At 45.8% G+C, this 22,289-nt stretch carries 20 protein-coding genes; 12 read left to right on the top strand and 8 right to left on the bottom strand.

All coding sequences use genetic code 11. The annotated features are described in order from the left end of the window. The first annotated feature begins 82 nt into the window (after positions 1-82). Together OO778_RS01150 and OO778_RS01145 are read left to right on the top strand one after the other, a co-directional pair. Entirely contained in the window at positions 83-637 is a 555-nt protein-coding gene (locus tag OO778_RS01150; RefSeq protein WP_264910565.1) for a recombinase family protein, read from the top strand. 192 nt (positions 638-829) lie between these two features. Continuing rightward, positions 830-1,768, top strand: coding sequence for a hypothetical protein (locus OO778_RS01145; RefSeq protein ID WP_264910563.1), 939 nt, complete (start codon positions 830-832; stop codon positions 1,766-1,768). A 141-nt stretch (positions 1,769-1,909) separates the two neighbouring features. Here the strand turns inward: OO778_RS01145 and OO778_RS01140 are convergent, their stop codons facing one another. From OO778_RS01140 to OO778_RS01130, 3 genes are all read right to left on the bottom strand, one after another. Next, a complete protein-coding gene (locus OO778_RS01140) occupies positions 1,910-2,449 on the bottom strand; it encodes a hypothetical protein (protein WP_264910561.1) in 540 nt (179 codons plus the stop codon). Positions 2,450-2,819: 370 nt separating this feature from the next. After that, on the bottom strand, positions 2,820-4,466 hold the full coding sequence (gene groL / locus OO778_RS01135) for a chaperonin GroEL (RefSeq protein ID WP_005381509.1): 1,647 nt from the start codon (positions 4,464-4,466) through the stop codon (positions 2,820-2,822). A gap of 77 nt (positions 4,467-4,543) precedes the next feature. Further along, a complete protein-coding gene (locus OO778_RS01130) occupies positions 4,544-4,834 on the bottom strand; it encodes a co-chaperone GroES (protein WP_005381516.1) in 291 nt (96 codons plus the stop codon). Positions 4,835-5,074: 240 nt separating this feature from the next. Here OO778_RS01130 and OO778_RS01125 point away from each other — a divergent pair, with 240 nt between their 5' ends. After that, positions 5,075-6,457, top strand: coding sequence for an MATE family efflux transporter (locus OO778_RS01125; protein WP_104974720.1), 1,383 nt, complete (start codon positions 5,075-5,077; stop codon positions 6,455-6,457). Between the two features lie 94 nt (positions 6,458-6,551). Here OO778_RS01125 and pfkA read toward each other — a convergent pair whose 3' ends face one another. The 3 genes from pfkA to OO778_RS01110 all read right to left on the bottom strand — a co-directional run bounded on the left by pfkA (position 6,552) and on the right by OO778_RS01110 (position 9,331). After that, positions 6,552-7,514 (bottom strand): 6-phosphofructokinase, encoded by a 963-nt coding sequence (gene pfkA, locus OO778_RS01120; protein ID WP_048626679.1) that lies wholly within the window; start codon positions 7,512-7,514, stop codon positions 6,552-6,554. A 284-nt stretch (positions 7,515-7,798) separates the two neighbouring features. Next, a complete protein-coding gene (gene fieF, locus OO778_RS01115) occupies positions 7,799-8,707 on the bottom strand; it encodes a CDF family cation-efflux transporter FieF (protein WP_005397530.1) in 909 nt (302 codons plus the stop codon). A gap of 111 nt (positions 8,708-8,818) precedes the next feature. Then, the gene (locus OO778_RS01110) at positions 8,819-9,331 is read right to left on the bottom strand and encodes a CpxP family protein (RefSeq protein ID WP_264910555.1); all 513 of its coding nucleotides are present in this window, start codon (positions 9,329-9,331) and stop codon (positions 8,819-8,821) included. A 190-nt stretch (positions 9,332-9,521) separates the two neighbouring features. Here OO778_RS01110 and OO778_RS01105 point away from each other — a divergent pair, with 190 nt between their 5' ends. From OO778_RS01105 to trmL, 4 genes are all read left to right on the top strand, one after another. Further along, the gene (locus OO778_RS01105) at positions 9,522-10,211 is read left to right on the top strand and encodes a response regulator (protein ID WP_005397534.1); all 690 of its coding nucleotides are present in this window, start codon (positions 9,522-9,524) and stop codon (positions 10,209-10,211) included. Continuing rightward, a complete protein-coding gene (cpxA, locus tag OO778_RS01100) occupies positions 10,211-11,605 on the top strand; it encodes an envelope stress sensor histidine kinase CpxA (protein WP_145533591.1) in 1,395 nt (464 codons plus the stop codon). The genes OO778_RS01105 and cpxA overlap by 1 nt, the downstream gene beginning before the upstream one ends. 176 nt (positions 11,606-11,781) lie before the next feature. Further along, entirely contained in the window at positions 11,782-12,390 is a 609-nt protein-coding gene (locus tag OO778_RS01095; protein WP_005397537.1) for a superoxide dismutase, read from the top strand. A gap of 136 nt (positions 12,391-12,526) precedes the next feature. Then, positions 12,527-13,006 carry a tRNA (uridine(34)/cytosine(34)/5-carboxymethylaminomethyluridine(34)-2'-O)-methyltransferase TrmL gene (gene trmL, locus OO778_RS01090; RefSeq protein ID WP_005382381.1) on the top strand — a complete coding sequence of 160 codons (480 nt, stop codon included), beginning with the start codon at positions 12,527-12,529 and terminating at the stop codon, positions 13,004-13,006. Between the two features lie 69 nt (positions 13,007-13,075). On the opposite strand, the gene OO778_RS01085 is transcribed toward trmL, so the two are convergent. Beyond that, entirely contained in the window at positions 13,076-13,594 is a 519-nt protein-coding gene (locus tag OO778_RS01085; RefSeq protein WP_005397539.1) for an FxsA family protein, read from the bottom strand. 430 nt (positions 13,595-14,024) lie between these two features. Between OO778_RS01085 and aspA the strand changes: the two genes are divergently transcribed. From aspA to OO778_RS01065, 4 genes are all read left to right on the top strand, one after another. Further along, positions 14,025-15,476 carry an aspartate ammonia-lyase gene (gene aspA / locus OO778_RS01080; protein ID WP_005397540.1) on the top strand — a complete coding sequence of 484 codons (1,452 nt, stop codon included), beginning with the start codon at positions 14,025-14,027 and terminating at the stop codon, positions 15,474-15,476. 175 nt (positions 15,477-15,651) lie between these two features. Beyond that, positions 15,652-16,959 (top strand): anaerobic C4-dicarboxylate transporter, encoded by a 1,308-nt coding sequence (locus OO778_RS01075; RefSeq protein WP_005382378.1) that lies wholly within the window; start codon positions 15,652-15,654, stop codon positions 16,957-16,959. A gap of 161 nt (positions 16,960-17,120) precedes the next feature. After that, on the top strand, positions 17,121-18,932 hold the full coding sequence (locus tag OO778_RS01070; RefSeq protein ID WP_074190082.1) for a protein-disulfide reductase DsbD: 1,812 nt from the start codon (positions 17,121-17,123) through the stop codon (positions 18,930-18,932). 194 nt (positions 18,933-19,126) lie between these two features. Beyond that, entirely contained in the window at positions 19,127-19,756 is a 630-nt protein-coding gene (locus OO778_RS01065) for a response regulator transcription factor (RefSeq protein ID WP_005397542.1), read from the top strand. Positions 19,757-19,758: 2 nt separating this feature from the next. Here the strand turns inward: OO778_RS01065 and OO778_RS01060 are convergent, their stop codons facing one another. Continuing rightward, a complete protein-coding gene (locus OO778_RS01060) occupies positions 19,759-21,504 on the bottom strand; it encodes a potassium/proton antiporter (RefSeq protein ID WP_047010251.1) in 1,746 nt (581 codons plus the stop codon). Positions 21,505-22,024: 520 nt separating this feature from the next. On the opposite strand from OO778_RS01060, the gene OO778_RS01055 reads away from it, so the two are divergent. Beyond that, the gene (locus tag OO778_RS01055) at positions 22,025-22,288 is read left to right on the top strand and encodes a DUF4212 domain-containing protein (RefSeq protein ID WP_005397548.1); all 264 of its coding nucleotides are present in this window, start codon (positions 22,025-22,027) and stop codon (positions 22,286-22,288) included. Position 22,289: the final 1 nt, after the last annotated feature.

Raw genomic sequence — 22,289 nt, 5'->3', positions numbered from 1 at the left:
AACAGTACCCAATAGGATGTTAGAAATCTTATTGTGACCACAATAAGATTTCTAACATCCTAGAGTTAAACGGGTACACCTAATGGCACACATAGCTTATCTACGTGTTTCGACCACAGACCAAAATACAGACCGTCAACTTACAGATTCTGGTATCCCCTTTGATAAGAGCTTTACAGATAAATGCAGTGGTGGCTCAACTAAACGACCAGCATTAGAAGCTCTTAAAGACTACGTTCGAGAAGGAGATACAATCCACGTTCATAGCATCGACCGCCTAGCGCGTAATTTGGTTGATTTAAAGCAGCTAATAAACGACTGGACTAACCAAGGCGTTAGCGTGAGATTCCACAAGGAAAACCTAAGCTTTAATGCTGGTGGAAGCGATCATATGTCTGAGCTCATGCTGAACATGCTAGGAGCTGTAGCTCAATTCGAGTTAGCAATGATTCAGGAAAGACGTCAGGAAGGCATTGAGAAAGCTAAAGCAGCAGGGAAATATAAAGGTAGACCAACTAACACAACTAACCACCAGCGTATCGCTGAGCTACGTTCACAAGGTTTTTCCTTGAGAAAGATAGCCTCCGAAGTGGGAGTCTCCTTATCCACAGTCCAAAGAGCCTTAGCAAAGACTTAGTACACCGTAATTACCAAAAAAAATGAAGTTTTATAAATCCCGTTTTGTGTGTGCGTAACGGTACGCCGCAATCGTAATCGATATGTATTACCCCGAACCCTCCCCCCTCCTAGGGTTCCAATCAAACCAAAAAGAGAAATATTAATAATTAATCATAGACCTACAGGTACATAACACACTATGAATCAATTCATGGCAGATAGCAGATTTGCGTATTTAGACCCTCGAACTCTCATACTCGATCCCGCGATGCAAGCCCGTGACGTTGAACTCATAAAAGACAAACGAGAACGTTCAGCGCAAGAGATTAAGCAAGAGAGCCAAAGCAAGGAGATTCTTGAAGACCTTCGTAATGGACAGCCTATAAGGCAACCTATCACTGTTTTTGTGATTGATGACAAGTATTACGTAGTGGATGGTTTCCACCGCACTGGAGCTTGTTTGAAGTACCTTGAAGAAAACCCCGATGCTGAATTGATGATTAACTCATTGATCATAGAAAACCGTACCTACGCTGAGGCATTCTCAGCAGCCCAAGATGTCAACCAAGCACATGGGGTTGGAGTTACTAAAGATGAAGCAACGCAAGCTAAGTTTCGCAAGCTAATTGTTAACCGAGAGTTTGACCTAAGCGTCTCTCAAATAGAGGAGCTTGTTGGGTGTAGCCGTGGTCAGGCTGGACACATCGCTAACGGCTTAAAAGCTTGCAAAGAAGCATTAGGGAATACCATCGAGATGAACGACTTAGAGAGCTTTGTTGAAAACCTCAAGTTTGGCTTGGAGTCACGTTATTACCTACCCCAAAGCTGTTGGGACTCTAAGGGTTTCCCGAAGATTAGACGACTCTCAGATGCTTTTAAGGGTAAGGAGTATGTACCTGACAAAGATGATGAGCAGTGGGAGCAAAAGCAAATTAAAGACGTCTCAAAGAGCATCAGCCGCCTCGTTGAGTTCTTTGGAGAGGATATCTTCAGGGAAGGCTTAAGGAAGTTCACTAGGGGCTCTCAACTAGGTATCTCGATATCTCAACGGAGTAAGTGGCTGGAAAAAGCTGGGACTATCGAAGGAAGTATTCAAGATAAAAATAGTGGAAATAAAGCCCCTAACGTAACAGAAAACTACGAGTTATAGAAATGACATTGTGAGCTCGTAAGCCTTATACCACAAGGCCTACGGGCTAATTCAAACCAAAGTGTACACGTGTGTACAGTGGGGAGACTTTAGGTGTACACAACAGTAAAAGGAAGCAGTATAACAATGCTACGTGGCGCGTCAGTCAGGATAATAGATAGACATAAACATATCCCCAATCGATGAATCAGGCGGCACTTCTAGACCATAACTCTTAAAGATATTTATCCATTCAGTGCACGTCCAGAACAACACCATCATAAGATTTTCTGAGCTACCCTCTGCATTAATTATTTCCAATGAAGGGCGTTCGATTGATAGATCGTGACGATAGCTTCCATCCATAAACATGGGTACTAACGTCTCAATTTTTTCATTAACACCAGATACATTGGATTTTCGCTCCTTCTTCAACGAAAAGTGTTTGGACGAATTAGCTATATCACCGCAATATTTCAACCACTTACTCTGAGAGTGCTTATTATAAAAGTCATCCTTGTCTTTACCATCAAGCTTTAGACTATTAATGCACCAATCTCTTAATGACAGAGATGTAATACAGAAATTAAAGAAATGGTCAGCAGTATTTTCAACTTCATTGGCTTGCCAAACTCTTTTCCCCTCTCGAATCAACTTCATATATAGATCTAAAGGGTCTTTATAAACTTTAATAACTGACATCTGGGCTCCTTCAAAATTAGAGTTACTTTCTTAAAAATTATCCATTTATAGCTCTGGTTAACATCAGCAAGAGACAGGAAAATGCAACTCGTGGCATATTTAAGGTAGGCAACATTGAACTACTGCGCAAGTGGTTTATGAATTCAAAAAAGAGCAACAACAAAAAGTGAGACACTAGACAGAAGATATTAACAAAAAGGCTACCAAGCGGTTAAGCCTGATAGCCTCTTATTGAGCTTAGATAGTGGTCGTAACGTCCTTAAAGGACATGCCATTGATACCCCAAACGGGCCTATAAACGTCTCTACATGCGTCTCTACACGCCAAGAAAAAACCTTTAAAAATCAATAGCAAGTTACGGCATAGATTGTTACATCATGCCACCCATACCGCCCATGCCACCCATACCGCCCATGTCAGGCATCGCTGGTGCGTCTTTTTGCGGTAGGTCAGTAACCATTGCTTCAGTCGTGATCATCAGACCCGCAACCGATGCTGCGAACTGTAGCGCAGAACGAGTTACTTTCGTTGGGTCTAGAATACCCATCTCTAGCATGTCGCCGTATTCGCCTGTTGCCGCGTTGTAACCGTAAGAGCCTTCACCCGCTTTCACGTTGTTCGCAACCACTGAGTCTTCCTCACCTGCGTTCTTCGTGATTTGACGGATTGGCGCTTCCATTGCACGTAGTGCAACGCGGATACCAACGTTTTGCTCTTCGTTGTCACCCGTTAGGTGAGCAATCTTAGATGCCGCGCGGATAAGTGCAACACCACCACCAGCAACAACACCTTCTTCAACCGCTGCACGAGTTGCGGCTAGCGCATCTTCTACACGGTCTTTCTTCTCTTTCATTTCAACTTCAGTTGCTGCACCAACTTTGATTACTGCAACACCGCCAGCCAGTTTCGCTACGCGCTCTTGTAGTTTCTCTTTGTCGTAGTCTGAAGTTGCGTCTTCGATTTGTTGACGAATTTGAGCTACGCGACCAGAGATCATCTCTTCTTCACCGATACCATCGATGATAGTCGTGTTTTCTTTCGTGATAGAAACACGCTTCGCTTGACCTAGATCTTCTAGTGCTACTTTTTCAAGCTCTAGACCGATTTCTTCAGAAATCACAGTACCGCCAGTTAGGATAGCGATGTCTTGTAGCATTGCTTTACGACGGTCACCGAAGCCAGGTGCTTTCACTGCAGCAACTTTCACGATGCCACGCATGTTGTTGACAACCAATGTTGCTAGCGCTTCGCCTTCTACATCTTCTGCGATGATAAGCAGTGGACGAGACGCTTTCGCTACAGCTTCTAGCGTTGGAAGAAGTTCACGAATGTTTGAGATCTTCTTATCAACTAGCAGGATGAATGGGTTTTCTAGATCAACACTGCCTGACTCTTGGTTGTTGATGAAGTAAGGAGATAGGTAACCGCGGTCGAACTGCATACCTTCTACTACGTCTAGCTCATCTTGTAGCGCCTGACCTTCTTCAACAGTGATAACGCCATCACGGCCCACACGCTCCATTGCTTCAGCAATGATGTTACCTACGCTTGCGTCTGAGTTTGCAGAGATAGTACCAACCTGTGCGATCGCTTTCGTGTCGTTACATTCAACAGAAAGCTCTTTTAGTTGCTCTACTGCTGCTGCTACTGCTTTGTCGATACCACGCTTAAGGTCCATTGGGTTCATACCCGCTGCGACTGCTTTTAGACCTTCGTTTACGATAGATTGTGCTAGTACTGTTGCTGTTGTTGTACCGTCACCTGCCGCGTCGTTTGCTTTAGACGCAACTTCTTTAACCATTTGTGCGCCCATGTTCTGGAATTTATCTTCCAGTTCAATTTCACGCGCTACTGATACACCATCTTTCGTGATAGTCGGTGCACCAAAAGATTTGTCTAGAACGACATTACGTCCTTTAGGACCCAGTGTTACTTTTACTGCGTCAGCCAGAACGTTTACACCTTCTAGCATTTTAACTCGTGCGTCATTACCAAATTTAACGTCTTTAGCAGCCATCTTTGATTTCCTTTCTAAAATTCTTTGTGTGTAATTTCGTAATTGAATCTGAGCAAAAAATTACTCAATGATTGCTATTATTCAACGATCGCCATGATGTCGTTTTCAGACATGACAAGCACTTCTTTACCGTCGATTTTTTCAGTTTTTGTACCGTAACCTTCAGCGAAGATAACAGTATCACCAACTTTAACGTCCAGCGGCAGTACTGTGCCGTTTTCTAGGATGCGGCCTTTACCCACAGCTAGAACAACACCGCGAGTTGATTTTTCTGCAGCAGAACCAGTCAGAACGATGCCACCAGCAGACTTAGATTCAACTTCTTTACGTTCAACGATAACTCGGTCATGTAATGGACGAATGTTCATCGGTCGTCTCTCCTGAAAATTTCCATGTTTATTTGATAATTGTCCTTAGGGACTTTAGCCCCAGACACGTGATCCCTATATAAGGGGTCGAAGCAGCGATCCCAAGGGGGGGGCACAAAATTTTTGTGACTTAGTTAAAATAACGAACAACTAAGCAACGGTTTGCGTTCGAAATGCTCACTCGCCCGGCATCTCGCTTTCTTGTATCCTTGCAGTTTGCTCACCACATAGTTGTCATACATGCAGGAAAATAACAAGCTGGAACCCCAAGCGACCGATAAGCATGGTTTGTTGACCGCACCCATTCCTGAAACGCTGCGGAAAATGACCGTCCCCATGACCATGGGCATGATCGCGATTTTGATGTTTAACTTGGTGGACACGTTTTTTATCTCGTTGCTTGGTACTCAAGCGCTAGCGGCGATCAGCTATACCTTCCCTGTAACCTTTGCGGTTAACTGCATCACGATGGGAATAGGGATGGGTCTATCGACCAATATTGGTCGCTTACTTGGACAAGGTCACGCCCCACAAGCCGCTCGGTTTACCACTCACGGTTTGTTGTTAGCGGTGTTACTCGTGGCTATCGCCTCTTCGATTGGCTTTGCCACTATTGCACCACTGTTCCGCTTTCTTGGCGCAGCCGACGACCTAATTCCACTCATCGAAGAGTACATGCAGGTGTGGTATCTCACCATTCCATTGTTGGTGATCCCAATGGCGGGCAATAGCGCGATACGAGCATCTGGGGATACAAAAACACCTGCCAAAATCATGATGTTGGCGGGCTTGATTAACGGCATGCTCGATCCGCTACTGATCTTCGGACTTGGCCCATTCCCCGAGCTTGGCATCCAAGGGGCGGCAATAGCCAGTGCTTTTAGCTGGTTAGGTGCACTATGTGGCTCATTCTATGTGCTAGTTAAACGCGAAAAGTTGCTCGCTCAACCCCAATGGTCCTTGCTGAAACAAGATTGGCAGCAAACGTTAAAAATCGGCACTCCTGCCGCACTGTCGAACGCGATGAATCCATTGTCCGGTGCCATTCTGATGATGCTTTTATCCAGCCACGGTACGGCAGCGGTTGCGGCTTACGGTGCGGCGCAGCGTATTGAGTCTATTTTGATCCTAGTCTTGATGTCGCTGACCTCAGCACTCACGCCATTCATGGCACAAAACTTAGGGGCGAAAAACCCTCAACGCGCCTTTTCCGGCTTATTTATCAGCATGCGTTTTGCGGTGGTGTTCCAAGGGTTTATCTTCTTGATGATGGTGCCATTGAGTATTCCTCTAGCGGCGTTGTTCTCGCAGGAAGAAGCGGTAAAAAATCTGCTGTGGCATTACCTGCTTGTGGTGCCGTTCAGTTATGGTTTTCAAGGCATTGTGATGATGTTAATCAGTGGTTTGAATGCGATGCACAAACCATTACGAGCATTTCAATGGAGCTTTATGCGTCTGTTCGTGTTTACCCTGCCATCAGCATGGATCGGAAGCCAGATTTACAGTATTGAAGGCTTGTTTATAGGTATCGCTGTGGGGAATACGTTAGGTGGCCTACTGGGCTATATGTTTGCACTGCGCGAACGTAAATTGACGCTCATTGAACAGAGCAGCGCTTCGTAAGATTTTGTCCGATGCGTCAGCTTCCTTTTGCTGATACTCAAATACAAAAAAACCGCGGAAAGCCGCGGTTTTTCTTTATCTATTTCAAACTTGCTTAGAACAGTTCTTCAGCAACTTTGTATAGATCGTTGCGTACTGGACGCTTCATGTTTTCGATCGCGTCGATGATGTCGTGGTGAACAAGTTGCTCTTTCACGATACCTACACAGCGACCGCCATGACCTTCAAGCAGTAGGTGAACAGCGTAGTTACCCATGCGAGATGCTAGAACGCGGTCAAATGCCGTTGGACGACCACCACGTTGGATGTGACCAAGTACTGTTGCACGAGTTTCACGACCTGTCGCCGCTTCGATGTCACGAGCCAGTTCATTGGCATCCATCATTAGCTCAGTCAACGCGATGATTGCGTGTTTCTTACCTTTTGCGATGCCGTCTTGGATGTTGCTGATCAGCTTGTCTTTGTCTAGGCCAGTTTCTGGAGTGATGATGTACTCACAACCACCCGCGATTGCAGACATCAGAGTTAGGTCACCACAGTGACGACCCATGATTTCTACAATTGAAATACGTTGGTGAGATGAAGAAGTATCACGTAGACGGTCGATCGCATCGATAACTGTGTTTAGTGCACTTAGGTAGCCCACTGTGTAGTCAGTACCAGCGATATCGTTGTCGATTGTGCCTGGCAGACCGATACATGGGTAACCCATCTCAGTCAGTTTCTTCGCACCCATGTACGAACCGTCACCACCGATCACGACTAGCGCATCAATACCATGTTTTTTCAGGTTCTCAATCGCTTTTTCACGCACTTCCACTTCTTTGAATTCAGGGAAACGTGCAGAACCTAGGAACGTACCACCTTTGTTGATCACATCTGAAACGCTAGAACGATCTAGCTTCTCGATGCGGCCTTCGTATAGGCCTAGGTAGCCGTCGTACACACCGAATACTTCCAATCCCTCGGATAGTGCTGTACGTACTACGCCGCGTATCGCCGCGTTCATACCAGGTGCGTCACCGCCACTTGTTAAAACACCGATCTTCTTAATCATGCTCACCCTCGATCTTTGGCAATCAATTATTTAATTTTCTTTTAGGCCCCTTGTTACCAAGCAACCTGCATAATCCAGAACTGTGCGTTATGTTACATTTCCTCTACAGGATTACCAATGAAAACGCACTTTTTTATGTAACTTTTCTACTTATGTAAGAGTATTACAGTTTCTCTATGAAACTTTGTTGATTCACATCAGGATCACGAATCTTAATAAGTATTGATGGAAAGATAGTCAATAAGTGCCTGTTTGTCGTCAGGCACTTATGGATTTTTCGAGCCCTACCAATCTTGCGCTTTTTGCTCTTTCTCTGGCCCAAAAACGACAGACAATGGATCTTGATGGATCAAAACATCCGCATCAGGAAACAAAGCTAAAAGGTTTTCCTCAACTTTATCGGCAATATAGTGCGCTTCGATTAAACGTAAGTTATCGTCTAGCTCCAAGTGCAACTGAATAAAGCGTGTCGGCCCTGACATACGGGTGCGCAGTTGATGAACCCCAAGAACCCCTTTCACATTCAAACATTCATTACGGATTTGCTCCAATTCGGAATCCGGTAGCTTTCGGTCTAATAACGTCTGAATCGCTTCGCTGACCATTTTGAAGGCGCTGTAAAGAATGAAGACACCAATGCCAATCGCAAACACCGCATCCGCTTGCGTCACGCCAAAGTAGCTGAGTCCCAGAGCCACCATGATCGCAGCGTTCATATACAAATCAGTCTGATAATGCAGAGAATCCGCCGCGATTGCTTGGCTCCCTGTCACGCGTACCACATGTTTTTGGAACATCACCAAGCCAAGTGTGACCACTATCGCAAACAGCGATACATAAACACCGAGCTCCGGCGCATGCAGTGCGTGTGGGCGGAAAAATCGGTCAATCCCGTTCAGGATCAAAAACACCGCCGACCCCGAAATAAACATCGCCTGAGCCAAGGCCGCTAAAGACTCAGCTTTACCATGCCCAAACGTATGTTCGCGATCTGCTGGTTGTAAGGCATAACGGACAACAACGAGATTTACCACCGACGCGGCGATATCCAACATTGAGTCGATCAGTGATGCCAATAGGCTAACTGAGCCGGTCACCCACCACGTGATGACTTTTACAATCAAGAGAAGAGTCGCCACAATAGTTGCAGTCCAAGCTGCGGTCGTCACTAAACGTGCATATTGCTGTTTCATAATCAAAGAGTTAACTCAAACCATACGTTGAGTATATTGAATGCCCATGAAATAACCAGATCAAAAAGAGGCAACCAATGGCTGCCTCTTTATATAACATCAATTCATGACTTAATAATTGCGGTATTTTTCCATGCGCTTATGCATTCTGTCGCCACACTCTTGCATGCGTTCATTTTGCAACTTCACAAACTCTGCTTTTTGTTCTGGCGTTAATACGCTCAGCATTTGGTGCTTTCTTTCTAGCATTTGCACACGGTGCTCAGTTTGGCGTTCAACCATTTCTTTTGCTAATGCGGTCGCTTGCGCTTCATCAAAACTATCCGCTAGTAAGAGTGACTGCATTTTTGCGTGGTGTGCTTGTCGCTCAGCCATACGAGCTTCGCGATTTTCAGAATATTTGCCTTTCATCTGTGCGCGGTTTGCTTCACGGAAAGACTTAAGCTGATCTTTTTGAGCATCCGTCAAATTCAAATCACGCATAATGCCACGGTCCATTCCCATGCCACATTCATCACGCGGGCCTTGATGATGGTTTTTACCACCGTATGCGAATGCGCTTGCTGCGCCGAGAGTGAGAGGTAGAACAACAGCAGCTAACACAAGTTTTTTTGCAGATTTCATAATTTGATTCCTTACACAGGTGAGTGATTCTTCTGAGCTGTTCTCACAGCGCTTGAGTATAGAATACGACCCACTAGGTAAAGCGACGTATAGGGAGCGTAAAGAATCGTAAAGAGTGATTTTTACCCTCTTCGCAGCACATCATTCCAATGTAATATTAAGCTATCGGTAACTTACTATAGGTGCCCCCATGGCAAACATTCTTTTAATTGATGACGATATCGAGCTAACCAGCTTATTAAAAGAAGTACTCAGTTTCGAAGGATTTGACGTCAGCGAAGCAAATGATGGCGAAGCAGGCTTAGCTGCGGTCAATGATAAGATTGATTTGATTTTGTTGGATGTCATGATGCCGAAGCTAAATGGCATGGAAACCCTTAAACGCTTGCGTGAAAACTGGGAAACTCCTGTCTTGATGCTGACCGCTAAAGGGGAAGAAATTGACCGCGTGATCGGTTTAGAGCTAGGCGCGGATGATTATTTACCGAAACCTTTTAGTGACCGTGAACTGTTAGCACGTATTCGTGCGATCTTACGCCGTACCAGCAGCACACAGAAAAACACCAAAAACAGCGATTGCATTGAGTATCAAGAGCTCCGCCTCTATCCAGGTAAACAAGAAGCATACTGCGATCAACAGTTGCTCGATCTCACAGCAACCGAGTTTGCTCTGTTGACCCACTTTGTGCAAAACCCAGGACAAGTGCTAACTAAAGAAACATTGAGCCTAGATGTGCTTGGTAAACGACTCGCCGCTTTTGATCGCGCGATCGATATGCATGTTTCGAACTTACGTAAAAAATTACCAGATCAGAGCAATGGCAAGCCGCGAATCAAAACCCTGCGTGGTCGTGGCTATATGCTGCTTGAGGAGGATTAATGCGCCTATCACGCATCAAACTGCCAAACATCAATAGCTTGTATGGACGCATCTTTGCCATTTTTTGGTTCACTATGTTATTGGTGTTGATAGCCGTGCTATCACTGCCACATTTGGACCCTCGCAAAGCTCGCGACATTCCAGAAGAGCACTATAAACGTATGGTAGAAACGCGTGACGCAATCCAACAAAAATACAGCCAGCAAACTGATTTAGGTCGAATACTATTTCGTATCGAGGGTAACCGTCACGGTAAGCATGACCCTCGTCCGCGCGTATTTTTTTCTGACTACAGCGGTAATGTTCTTACGACAGAAAAACGCAGTAACTTCCAATTGCGTGCCATGCAAAACTTTGTCACCAGTATCGAAGATTACAACCAGCCAAAGCAGAAACTGTATGGTCGATACATGATTGCCGGTCCAATCCCAATTACTTTGGCTGGCTCCGATATCTTGATGTATGTGGGCTTCAAGTGGAATGAGCCACCACCACTACTCTTGCGTCTGTTTGATCACCCATTCCAGCTATTGCTCGCGGTCATGCTGGTTAGTACACCATTGCTGTTATGGCTTGCATGGGCACTAAGTCAGCCAGCGCGGCGTCTTGAAGCCGCCGCTCAACGTGTCGCGAAAGGCGAATTTGTCACAGACCCAAATTTAGAAAAAGGCACGGCAGAGTTTCGTCAAGCTGGCAGCAGCTTCAACCAGATGGTCGAGGCGGTCAATCAGATGATTTCAGGACAACAACGCCTGCTATCCGATATCTCTCACGAGTTGCGCTCACCTTTAACGCGCCTACGCATGGCGAGCGCATTAGCGACGCGTAAGCAGGGTGAAAGCCCAGAACTGACTCGTATCGATACCGAAGCGCAGCGCTTGGAACAGATGATCAGCGAATTGCTTGAACTGTCTCGCATGCAGGCTAACAGCCATATGACTCGCGAAACGCAGCCACTGGAAAGTTTGTGGGAAGAGATCATTAAAGATGCTCAGTTTGAAGCTGAGCAAATGGGCAAGCACCTACACTATTCTGAACTGCCAAAACGAAGTATCTCCGGCAATCCTAAACTGCTGATGAGTGCGGTGGAAAACATCGTTCGTAACGCCATTTATTACGGGAAAGATGAGGTGACAATCGACATCAAGGCCGATGATGATACGCTGCATATCACGGTTGATGACAATGGCGAGGGCGTTCCAGAAGAAGAATTAGCCGCGATTTTTCGCCCGTTTTATCGCGTTTCGACTGCCCGCGATCGCCACTCCGGCGGCACGGGTCTCGGCCTAACCATTACCGAAAGTGCCATCCGCCAGCACAGTGGAACGATCGTCGCCAGTCGAAGTCCGTTAGGCGGATTGCGCATGAGTATCACCTTACCTATCAATCGTTAACTTCAAACCGATGAGCTAACAGTAAGCCACACCCTATTTCTAGAGTGAGAGATTCACGGCTTCATCTTCACTTTAGAAATTGGGTGGGAACGCCTTCGAATACCCTTACAAAGATCAAAGTTGATAATAATTATCGTTAGCATTAAAGTAAATTTTCCAATTAAGGAGGATTTACTATGTCACATACATTTCCCGCTCTGCCTTACCCGTACGATTCACTAGAGCCGTACATCGACGCGAAAACCATGGAAGTGCATTACAGCAAACATCACAAGACTTATTTCGATAAGTTCGTAAGTGCCGTTGAAGGGAGCGAGCTCGAAACTCAGTCATTAGACGAGATCTTTGACAATATCTCTAAGCTCAGCCCTGCAGTGCGTAATAATGGCGGCGGCTACTACAACCACATCATTTATTGGAATTGCATGTCACCAAACGGTGGCGGAGAGCCTCAAGGCGCGCTTGCTCAAGCAATTAACGATAAATTTGGTAGCTTTGCGCAATTTAAAGAGGCGTTTGCCCAAGCTGCCATCAATACCTTTGGGTCTGGCTTTGCATGGCTGATCGTAAAAGATGGTGAGATTCACATTACGTCTACCAGCAATCAAGATAACCCTCTGATGGACGTAGTGGATGTACGCGGCGAGCCAATTCTCGCTCTTGACGTGTGGGAGCACGCGTATTACATCAGCTACCAAAACCGTCGTCCAGAATACATTGACGCATGGTGGAACGTCGTTAATTGGCGAGCGGTTGAAGAAAATTACGCTCACGCTCTATTATAAAGAGCATCGATACTTACGGTATTAGCGTCCGCGCTAATGCCTGCTTTCATACCCAGGTCAATCTTGCTGAATCTCGCATATCTTGCTGACTTGGGTATATACTGCCCCTCTATTTGACCAACTCTATTTCAATACCATGTTTGATATCGCTTTATACGAACCAGAAATCGCGCCGAACACCGGCAACATCATTCGACTTTGTGCCAACTGCGGTGCAAACCTTCACTTAATTGAACCTCTGGGTTTCGATCTTGAAGAGAAGAAAGTCCGCCGCGCTGGTTTGGATTACCATGATTTAGCTCGCGTAACGCGTCATAAGAACTATCAAGCATTCTTAGAATATTTAGAGAAAGAGAAACAAGGGAACTACCGATTGTTTGCCTGCACCACCAAAACCACCGGTCACCACGTTGATGCACAATACCAAGCAGGTGATGTTTTGATGTTTGGTCCAGAAACTCGTGGCTTGCCTGCTGAAATCATCGATAGCTTGCCAATGGAGCAGCGTATCCGCATTCCAATGATGCCAGATGCGCGCAGCCTAAACCTTTCGAACGCCGTTGCGATCATTGCTTTTGAAGCATGGCGTCAAATGGGGTTTGAAGGCGCGTTGTAAGCACCACGATTTTCAGACACAAAAAAGGGCGCTCGTGCGCCCTTTTGTTTTCTTTACTCTCTGACTCAATCAGTTGAGCTTGTTACGATCATCATCGTCTTTACGCTCGTATTCCCCTTCAAAGGTATTACCATCGTCTGACTGGGAATCAAATGGGTCACGGCGGAACGGGTCTTGCTCAAATGGCCCTTGGTTAGAGAAACCACCTTGGAAGCCACCACCATGCATGGTTTTCACCACCATTTTACTCATCAAGTATTTGGCAATCGCGGCGCGTGGCGCAGGAAGCAACACTAGCATACCAAGAGCATCGGTCATAAAGCCCGGTGTTAACAGCAGTACGCCAGCCACCGCTAGCATTACGCCTTCAAAAATTTGCTGGGCTGGAATTTCACCTTGTTCCAGACGCCCCTGCACCGACATCAGAGTTTGGATGCCTTGGCTGCGCACCAACGATGCACCGACAAATGCCGTGATTAATACTAATGCGATAGTCGGCCACAAACCTAAAAAGCCGCCCACCTGAATAAATAAGCCGATTTCAATGATCGGGACAAAAATAAACGCCAATAATAAGATAGGAAACACACGCCCTCCTTTGTTTAATTCAGTGTAATGGTAAAAGCGGACTAAGCTCAAACGAATCGTTGTAAAAAAGCGTGTTCATACTGGTCTCTTCCTACTCAGAAAAAGTGGTAGTGGAGTGTTTCATTCAATTGCATACCGATTTTTTCGTGCTTTTAAAGTGCTAATTTCGAACTCTAAAAACCCATGTTTGTCGAGGAAAATCGAGTACCCATAAAGGGTTATTAATAACCCGTTCATACTTTGCAAATTATTGACTCATGAAAAACGAAAAAGGTGATCTAGTTACTATTTTTATGCGCTAGGTGCAGTATCATGTGCCACATAAGTCAGGACGGATTTTCCAGCCAAAAATTCTGATGAATGGATTCTAGATTGCAGAAATGGCTAATAAATAACTTTATTATCAGAATTATCATCTAAGGATCCTGCTATGGCTACCCTATCTGATGCTCCAAAAACAGCAAACCCAGCCACTCGTATTGAAGAAGATCTATTAGGTCAACGTCATGTCCCTGCAGATGCGTACTACGGTATTCATACGCTACGTGCGATCGAGAACTTCAACATCTCTAATATGACCATCTCTGACGTACCAGAATTTGTACGCGGTATGGTAATGACCAAAAAAGCAGCGGCGTTGGCAAACAAAGAACTTGGTGCGATTCCAAAAGACGTTGCAAACTACATCATCGAAGCGTGTGATTTGATCCTAGAAACTGGCAAGTGCATGGATCAGTTCCCATCAGACGTATTCCAAGGTGGTGCGGGCACTTCCGTGAACATGAACACAAACGAAGTGATCGCAAACGTTGCGCTTGAGCTAATGGGTAAAGAGAAAGGTCAATACGAATTTGTTAACCCAAATGACCACGTAAACAAGAGCCAATCAACCAACTGTGCGTACCCAACAGGTTTCCGTATCGCGGTTTACAACAGCGTACACAAACTAATGGAAGCAATTGAGTACCTAAAAGGCGCATTCGAACTTAAAGCAATTGAGTTTAAAGATGTACTGAAAATGGGTCGTACTCAGCTACAAGACGCGGTACCAATGACTGTAGGTCAAGAGTTCCACGCTTGGGCAGTAACACTAAACGAAGAGATTCGTGCTCTAGATTACACCTCTAAACTACTCCTAGAAATCAACCTAGGCGCAACCGCAATCGGTACAGGTCTAAATACACCGACTGGCTACCAAGCTCTTGCAGTAAAACACCTAGCGGAAGTAACAGGTCTTGACGTTGTTGCGGCAGAAGACCTTATCGAAGCGACTTCTGACTGTGGCGCATACGTAATGACGCACAGTGCACTAAAACGTCTAGCGGTGAAACTATCGAAGATCTGTAACGACCTTCGTCTACTTTCTTCTGGCCCACGCGCTGGTCTAAATGAATTGAACCTACCTGAAATGCAAGCAGGTTCTTCAATCATGCCAGCAAAAGTAAACCCAGTTATCCCAGAAGTAGTAAACCAAGTTTGCTTTAAAGTTCTAGGTAACGACAACACGGTTTCTTTCGCAGCAGAAGGCGGTCAGCTACAGCTAAACGTAATGGAACCAGTTATCGCACAAAGCATGTTTGAGTCTATCTCTCTACTACACAATGCGTGTGTGAACCTACGTGATAAATGTATCGACGGCATCACAGTCAATAAAGAGACTTGTGAAAACTACGTTTACAACTCAATCGGTATCGTCACTTACCTAAACCCATACATCGGCCACCACGAAGGTGACATCGTAGGTAAGATTTGTGCGGAAACCGGTAAGAGTGTTCGCGAAGTTGTGCTAGAGCGCGGCCTGCTAACCGCAGAAGAGCTTGATGAAATCTTGTCAGTAGAAAACTTCATGCATCCAACTTACAAAGCGAAACGCTACGAGTAATAACTAATTCGAAGGGGGCCACTCAGGCCCCTTTTTTAGGCTCTCATACGGTTAACCACATTTTTTATATGCTTTTATTGCCATTAGGCCACTGGGTTCTAATTCTCTGAGCATTTACTCCTGTTCCTGAGTGTTCAAAAAATCAGAATCAATAAAAAACTAAAGAGGTATCAATATGGTCATGGTCGAACTCTTCGTGGTTCTGCTCTTCATCTATTTGGGGGCTAGAATCGGCGGTATCGGCATTGGTTTTGCTGGTGGTGCTGGGGTCATTGCGTTGTCTTTGATCTTAGGTGTGCCAACAAGCCAAGCTTACATCCCAGTTGACGTAATTTTGATCATCATGTCGGTCATCACGGCTATCGCAGCAATGCAAGTGGCAGGTGGTTTAGACTGGATGGTGCAAGTTGCTGAAAACTTTTTGCGCAAGCACCCTGAGCGCATCACCTTTTATGCGCCTATCGTAACTTACCTAATGACGCTGATGGCTGGTACCGGCCACACGGCATTCTCTACTTTGCCAGTAATTGCAGAAGTCGCGAAAGGCCAAGGCGTGCGTCCTTCTCGTCCACTGTCTATCGCAGTAGTGGCATCGCAAATCGCTATCACCGCATCACCAATCTCAGCGGCAGTAGTGGCGTTCGCTGCGATGCTGCATCCATTCGGCGTTGACTACCTAACACTATTGGCAATCTGTATCCCAACGACGTTCATCGCGTGTATGATCGGTGCGTTCGTTGCGAACTTCATGGGCTGTGAGCTAAAAGACGATGCTGAATACCAAGAGCGTCTAGAAAAAGGCTTAATCAAGCTAAATACAGAAGCAAAACGCGAAATCCTACCAACAGCGAAGAAAGCGACGTTCATCTTCCTAGGCGCAATCGCATTCGTAGTGTGTTACGCAGCAGCAATTTCTGGCTCTGTTGGCCTTATCGAGAACCCCGCTCTAGGTCGTAACGAAGCTATCATGACGGTAATGCTAGCAGCCGCGGCAGCTATCGTAATGAGCTGTAAAATCGACGCTGGCAAAATTCCAGCCGCAGCAACATTCCGCTCTGGTATGACAGCGTGTGTGTGTGTTCTTGGTGTGGCATGGTTAGGTTCTACCTTCGTTAACGCGCACGTTGACGGCATCAAAGAAGTCGCTGGAGCACTACTAGCAGACTACCCATGGATGCTAGCGCTTGTTCTATTCTTCGCGTCTATGCTGCTTTACTCGCAAGGTGCAACCACGGTTGCGCTGATGCCAGCAGCACTTGCTATCGGTGTGGCACCACTTACCGCCGTTGCATCTTTCGCAGCAGTAAGTGCGCTATTCGTACTGCCAACTTACCCAACGCTTCTAGCAGCGGTTGAGATGGACGACACGGGTTCAACGCGTATCGGTAAGTACGTATTCAACCACCCATTCTTTGTACCTGGTGTGGTAACCATTGCTTCTGCGGTAGCACTTGGCTTCGCATTCGGTGGTCTACTGATCTAGTAGAAACAGAGTCTTACTCGGGGAGCTTCGGCTCCCTTTTTTATTGCCTGTTGTCTTGATTTATGCTCAATAAATCTTCATTTTCATGAAACTTATTGACTCGCCTCCGGGTCTGATTGAGTTACACTAACGGCAATTATCTAAGATGAATTGACTCTTTTATGCGCGCATTACTTTCCGTTTTACTCTTAGGGCTTATTACCTTTTCCACTCCGTCTTTAGCTTTATTTGGCAAAGACCAGTTTACCAATAGCCAGAACAACAGTTTTGGTAGCAGCAGCGACAACTTTGTTCCGGTCGATCAGGCATTTCCGTTTAATTTCTACCAGCAAGACGACAAATTGATGCTCGATTGGCAGGTACGCGATGGTTATTACCTGTATCAAGAGCGTTTATCTGTGTCTGGTGAGAACATCTCACTGGGCGAACTGCAAATGGAAAACGGCACGCCACATAAAGATGAATTCTTTGGTGATGTGCATATCTATACCACACCACTATTTGTCAATATCCCAATGAGTAATTGGCAAGAGGGCGCACGTGTCATTGTGCAATATCAAGGCTGTGCGAAAGCGGGCTTCTGCTACCCACCAGAAACGCGTGAGATTCCAATCAGCGCGTTTTCTTCATCCAATTCCGACACCGTAGCACCGACTGCCAAGGCACCGACGACAGAAAAAGCACAGCCAGCAACAAAACCAACCACCACTTCAGTACCAGTCAGTGAGCAAGATAGCTTAGCCGCGAATCTAGCCGACAAGTGGTGGACGCCGTTGTTGTTTTTGGCACTTGGTGTGGGTCTAGCATTTACCCCTTGTGTGCTGCCGATGTATCCCATTCTCACCAGCATCGTGCTTGGCAGTGGCAAACTGAGCCAACGTCGTGCGCTTGGTTTGTCCTTTGTTTACGTACAAGGCATGGCGCTAACTTACACACTGCTCGGCCTTGTAGTGGCGTCTGCGGGCATGCAGTTCCAAGCGGCGATGCAACACCCTTATGTGCTGATTGGTTTGAGTGTACTGTTCATTGCATTAGCTCTGTCGATGTTTGGTCTGTACTCATTGCAGTTACCAAGCAGCGTGCAAACGTGGCTGAATAACTTAAGTAACAAGCAGCAAGGTGGTAGCAGTGCTGGCGTGTTTGCAATGGGGGCAATATCTGGCTTGGTTTGTTCTCCGTGTACTACCGCCCCACTCTCTGGTGCGCTGCTTTACGTCGCACAAAGTGGCGACTTACTCACTGGTGGGGTCGCCCTTTACGCGCTGGCGATGGGCATGGGGATTCCGTTGATCCTTGTGGCGGTATTTGGCAACAAGTTGCTACCAAAAGCCGGCGGTTGGATGGACCGCGTGAAAACGCTGTTCGGCTTTATTCTGCTTGCTGCGCCTATCTTCTTGTTGGAACGCATCATGCCAGAAATGTGGTCAACAATTCTGTGGTCAACACTGGGCATCGCTGCCTTTGGTTGGCTGTATCATGTGAAAAACAGCTTGGAGTTTGGTGGCTGGAAACAAAGCGCCGTTGGCATCATCGCCGTATTGGGTTTGCTCGCGTCAGCACAGCCAGTATTAAATTACTGGTTTGGTAATAACGTAACGCAAGCTCAACAAACTTCCGTAAGCTTTACACGCATTGCCAATGTTGCAGAGTTGGAAGAACAACTAGCGCTAGCCAAAGCAGCTGGCAAACCTGTGATGCTCGACTTCTACGCCGATTGGTGTGTGGCGTGTAAAGAGTTTGAGAAGTACACCTTCCATGATCCAAGCGTCGAAGCCAAGCTAAAAGACTTTGTTCTTCTGCAAGCTGATGTAACCAAGAACCAAGTGCAAGATATTGAGTTACTCAAACACATGAACGTACTTGGCTTGCCAACCATCGAGTTCTGGGATGCGAATGGCGAACACGTTTCAAACGCGCGTTTAACCGGTTTTATGCAAGCCGAGCCTTTCTTAGAGCACATCCAACAATTCTGATCACCAGATATTCAAACGCCAGTGATGACCACTGGCGTTTTTTATTACCCAGATTTGAATGAGAAAATTGCGCTTATATGCAATTTTCCTAATAAAAGTCGATTTGGTTCAGACTTTTAGCGAATAAATATTGTCCACTCTCTCAAAGCTGGACAATAATAAATTTAACGAAATAGTCAAAAGTGTTTAACGTCATGGATTCGACCTACACCATCATCATTGCAGATGATCACCCACTCTTCCGTAATGCCTTGTTTCAATCTATCCACATGGCAATCAGTGGGGCAAATTTGCTTGAAGCGGACTCACTCGACGCACTGCTGGCTTTGTTAGAGCGAGAAGAAGAGCCAGATTTGGTGCTATTGGATCTTAAAATGCCAGGAGCAAATGGTATGTCTGGCTTGATTCACTTGCGAGCAGAGCACCCAGACTTACCAATCGTCGTCGTCTCGGCTAGTGAAGAGCCAGCGATCGTGACACAAGTGAAAAGCCATGGTGCGTTTGGTTTTATTCCTAAATCGAGCGACATGCGCGAATTAGTGAATGCGCTCAATCAAGTGCTCAATGGCGACCCGTATTTTCCAGAAGGGCTGATCACCAATAACGCGGCATGTAATGACTTAGCGGAGAAGATTGCCGCGCTAACGCCCCAGCAATATAAGGTATTGGGGATGTTGTCAGATGGCTTACTGAACAAACAAATCGCCTACGAATTGAATGTTTCAGAAGCCACCATCAAAGCGCATATGACGGCGATTTTCCGCAAGCTCGGCGTAAAAAACCGCACACAAGCCGTCATCATGCTAACGGAGATGAACGACTAGACTCACTCCTCGTCAGCGAGCAGGCTTTGCTCGCTTGGCAAACGGATACCTACTTTGGTGACTTGTTGGTCAACGACATCGGCAATGATCCATTGCAAGCCTTGCCACTCGAATTGGTCCCCTAACACTGGTGTACTCCCCAATTGTTCTTCTACAAGGTTTCTTAAGCTTTTATCGAGTGATTCATCGCCCAAGTTCAGGCCATACATCATCGCAATATCGGCAAGGTTCACTTCAATATCTAGGAAGAAATCACCAAAGAATCGTGCCAATGACGCTTTCTCAGGCGCTTCACTAAATAGCAAGCTCAGGGCATCCAAATCCTTTTCTTGCGCCAACACACACAAGGTATCGTCTTCTTCGAGGCGCGTGCTGCCTGACGGGTGCAATAACGCTTTATTGCGAAATACTGCGGCGATGCGCGTTCCATCCGGCATCGAAAGACTACGCAATGGTTCACCAATACACCATTTATCCGCTTTAAGCTTATAGATAAACAGTTCCCACTCACTAGTTGGGTAAATCTCCACACCTGTGCGTGAAATTGGCTCAGGTTTAGAAGGTAGCTCTACCTTCGCCAGAGACATCGCTTTAGTCAATGTGCCACCTTGTACAATCAAAGAGACCATTACCACGAAAAACGCCAAATTGAAGTACAACTGCGCATCTGGCAATCCTGCCATCATTGGAAATACCGCCAGAATAATTGGGACAGCACCGCGCAAGCCCACCCAAGAAACAAACCACTTTTCACGTGGTGTGAAACTCTTGAATGGCAGTAAACCGATCCAAACCGAGATTGGACGGGCAAATAAAATCATCCCAAAGGCCAGCGCCAAACCAGGCAACGCAATAGAGAGCAAGTTGGAAGGCGTAACCAATAAACCAAGCACGAGGAACATACCGATTTGAGCTAGCCACGTCATGCCATCTAGCACATGAAGAATGGAATGGCGGCTGCGTGTTGGACGATTACCTAGCAGTAAACCAACCAGATAAATTGACAGAATACCGCTGCCACCTAATGCATTAGATAAAGCGAAAATCAGCAAGCCACCACTGACGGTTAAAATCGAATATAAGCCATCCGGCAGTTGATTACGATTGATGACCTTCCACAAAATCCAGCCACCAGCAAAACCGAGTAAAGCGCCAATACCAAACTGCTTAAGAAAACTGAGCGCCAAAAAGCCCACACTCAAATCTGCATCTGGGTTCGCTAAAATAGCAATCAGAGTAACAGTCAGAAACACCGCCATAGGATCATTGGTGCCGGATTCAATTTCCAGCGTTGAGCCAACACGTTCGTTAAGACTACGACCTTTGAGTAGAGAAAAAACCGCGGCAGCATCTGTGGAGCCGACAATCGCACCAACTAATATACCTTGCAGCAAGTCTAAGTCGAATAACCACGTTGCCATCAGCCCGGTCAAAATAGTGGTGATCGCAACCCCAAACGTTGCCAAGGACACCGAAGGCCATAACGCCACCCTAAAGCTGGCAACCCGTGTTCTCATACCACCATCGAGCAAAATGATGGCTAATGCGAGGTTACTGACCAAGTAAGCGATCGAAAAATTATCAAATAAAATACCGCCTAAACCGTCTTCCCCCGCCAGCATTCCAACGGCTAAAAATACCAAAAGAATTGGGATTCCCAACTTAGAGGAAACTGGGCTTAAAAGAACGCTAAGTGCGATTAACAACGCACCTATAAGAAAAAAACTGTTAATGGTGTCTGCGTCCATTCTCACCCTCCCTTAATGAAAAACGATATGCTTGTGATGAGCTAAGGCGACTTCGTTAATAAGTTAATGCCTTAATCTGCCTCCTCCTTAAACCGTCCCAAAGCGCGAGGTTGTACGAGAATGACTCAGTTATATTACTTTATTGTGCGCTAAAACGGTGATTTGGTACGAAAACTTTATGTAAATAAATTACTTGTGAATTTTTCACGCCAATTTTTTCGCTGATTGATAAAAAGAAGAACGCAGAATGTTTCTGTTAAGGATCGCTAAAATCAATGAAGAAAAAATTAATCACGTCTCTTATTCGTGCTTTTTATCATTTTTCTCCTTAGACCTTTGGCTAATTTAACAGCTTTTTAACATTAACAAATAACCCTAACTATTCTCTAAGCGCCCATATCACGGGAGTTTTTTATTTTTTATACCCCGACTAAAGTTGAAAAGAGTTCTTGCCAACACCTTGCTAATGTACATGTTGAAACATTTTTTTAACAACAATACCAATCGTAAGGAGACGGCAATGGCATTTGAAAGCGAAGAAAGAGCCAAAGCCTATTGGGACAAAAACGTGAAGCTCATGATTGGCCTTATGGTCATCTGGTTCGTAGTGTCTTTCGGCTGCGGCATTTTATTTGTCGACGTACTTAATCAATTTCAATTAGGTGGATACAAACTTGGTTTCTGGTTTGCTCAGCAAGGCTCCATCTACACCTTCCTAGGTATTATTTTCTATTACGCATGGAAGATGCGCCAAATCGACCGTGAATTCGGCGTAGATGAGTAAG

It is taken from the genome of Vibrio sp. STUT-A16 (genome assembly GCF_026000495.1).
In the GTDB taxonomy this organism is placed as follows: domain Bacteria; phylum Pseudomonadota; class Gammaproteobacteria; order Enterobacterales; family Vibrionaceae; genus Vibrio; species Vibrio diabolicus.
Note: the sequence above shows the minus strand (reverse complement) of the source record. Positions and strands in the feature narration are given on the sequence as shown.

What these genes read in the sequence shown, in the direction of transcription:
- OO778_RS01130 (WP_005381516.1), bottom strand. Translation starts at nt 4,834, where the DNA reads ATGAACATTCGTCCATTACATGACCGAGTTATCGTTGAACGTAAAGAA.
- pfkA (WP_048626679.1), bottom strand. Translation starts at nt 7,514, where the DNA reads ATGATTAAGAAGATCGGTGTTTTAACAAGTGGCGGTGACGCACCTGGT.
- fieF (WP_005397530.1), bottom strand. Translation starts at nt 8,707, where the DNA reads ATGAAACAGCAATATGCACGTTTAGTGACGACCGCAGCTTGGACTGCA.
- OO778_RS01060 (WP_047010251.1), bottom strand. Translation starts at nt 21,504, where the DNA reads ATGGACGCAGACACCATTAACAGTTTTTTTCTTATAGGTGCGTTGTTA.
- aspA (WP_005397540.1), top strand. Translation starts at nt 14,025, where the DNA reads ATGGCTACCCTATCTGATGCTCCAAAAACAGCAAACCCAGCCACTCGT.
- OO778_RS01125 (WP_104974720.1), top strand. Translation starts at nt 5,075, where the DNA reads ATGCAGGAAAATAACAAGCTGGAACCCCAAGCGACCGATAAGCATGGT.
- OO778_RS01070 (WP_074190082.1), top strand. Translation starts at nt 17,121, where the DNA reads ATGCGCGCATTACTTTCCGTTTTACTCTTAGGGCTTATTACCTTTTCC.
- OO778_RS01065 (WP_005397542.1), top strand. Translation starts at nt 19,127, where the DNA reads ATGGATTCGACCTACACCATCATCATTGCAGATGATCACCCACTCTTC.
- OO778_RS01140 (WP_264910561.1), bottom strand. Translation starts at nt 2,449, where the DNA reads ATGTCAGTTATTAAAGTTTATAAAGACCCTTTAGATCTATATATGAAG.
- OO778_RS01105 (WP_005397534.1), top strand. Translation starts at nt 9,522, where the DNA reads ATGGCAAACATTCTTTTAATTGATGACGATATCGAGCTAACCAGCTTA.
- cpxA (WP_145533591.1), top strand. Translation starts at nt 10,211, where the DNA reads ATGCGCCTATCACGCATCAAACTGCCAAACATCAATAGCTTGTATGGA.
- OO778_RS01110 (WP_264910555.1), bottom strand. Translation starts at nt 9,331, where the DNA reads ATGAAATCTGCAAAAAAACTTGTGTTAGCTGCTGTTGTTCTACCTCTC.
- OO778_RS01075 (WP_005382378.1), top strand. Translation starts at nt 15,652, where the DNA reads ATGGTCATGGTCGAACTCTTCGTGGTTCTGCTCTTCATCTATTTGGGG.
- groL (WP_005381509.1), bottom strand. Translation starts at nt 4,466, where the DNA reads ATGGCTGCTAAAGACGTTAAATTTGGTAATGACGCACGAGTTAAAATG.
- OO778_RS01145 (WP_264910563.1), top strand. Translation starts at nt 830, where the DNA reads ATGGCAGATAGCAGATTTGCGTATTTAGACCCTCGAACTCTCATACTC.
- OO778_RS01150 (WP_264910565.1), top strand. Translation starts at nt 83, where the DNA reads ATGGCACACATAGCTTATCTACGTGTTTCGACCACAGACCAAAATACA.
- OO778_RS01095 (WP_005397537.1), top strand. Translation starts at nt 11,782, where the DNA reads ATGTCACATACATTTCCCGCTCTGCCTTACCCGTACGATTCACTAGAG.
- OO778_RS01055 (WP_005397548.1), top strand. Translation starts at nt 22,025, where the DNA reads ATGGCATTTGAAAGCGAAGAAAGAGCCAAAGCCTATTGGGACAAAAAC.
- trmL (WP_005382381.1), top strand. Translation starts at nt 12,527, where the DNA reads ATGTTTGATATCGCTTTATACGAACCAGAAATCGCGCCGAACACCGGC.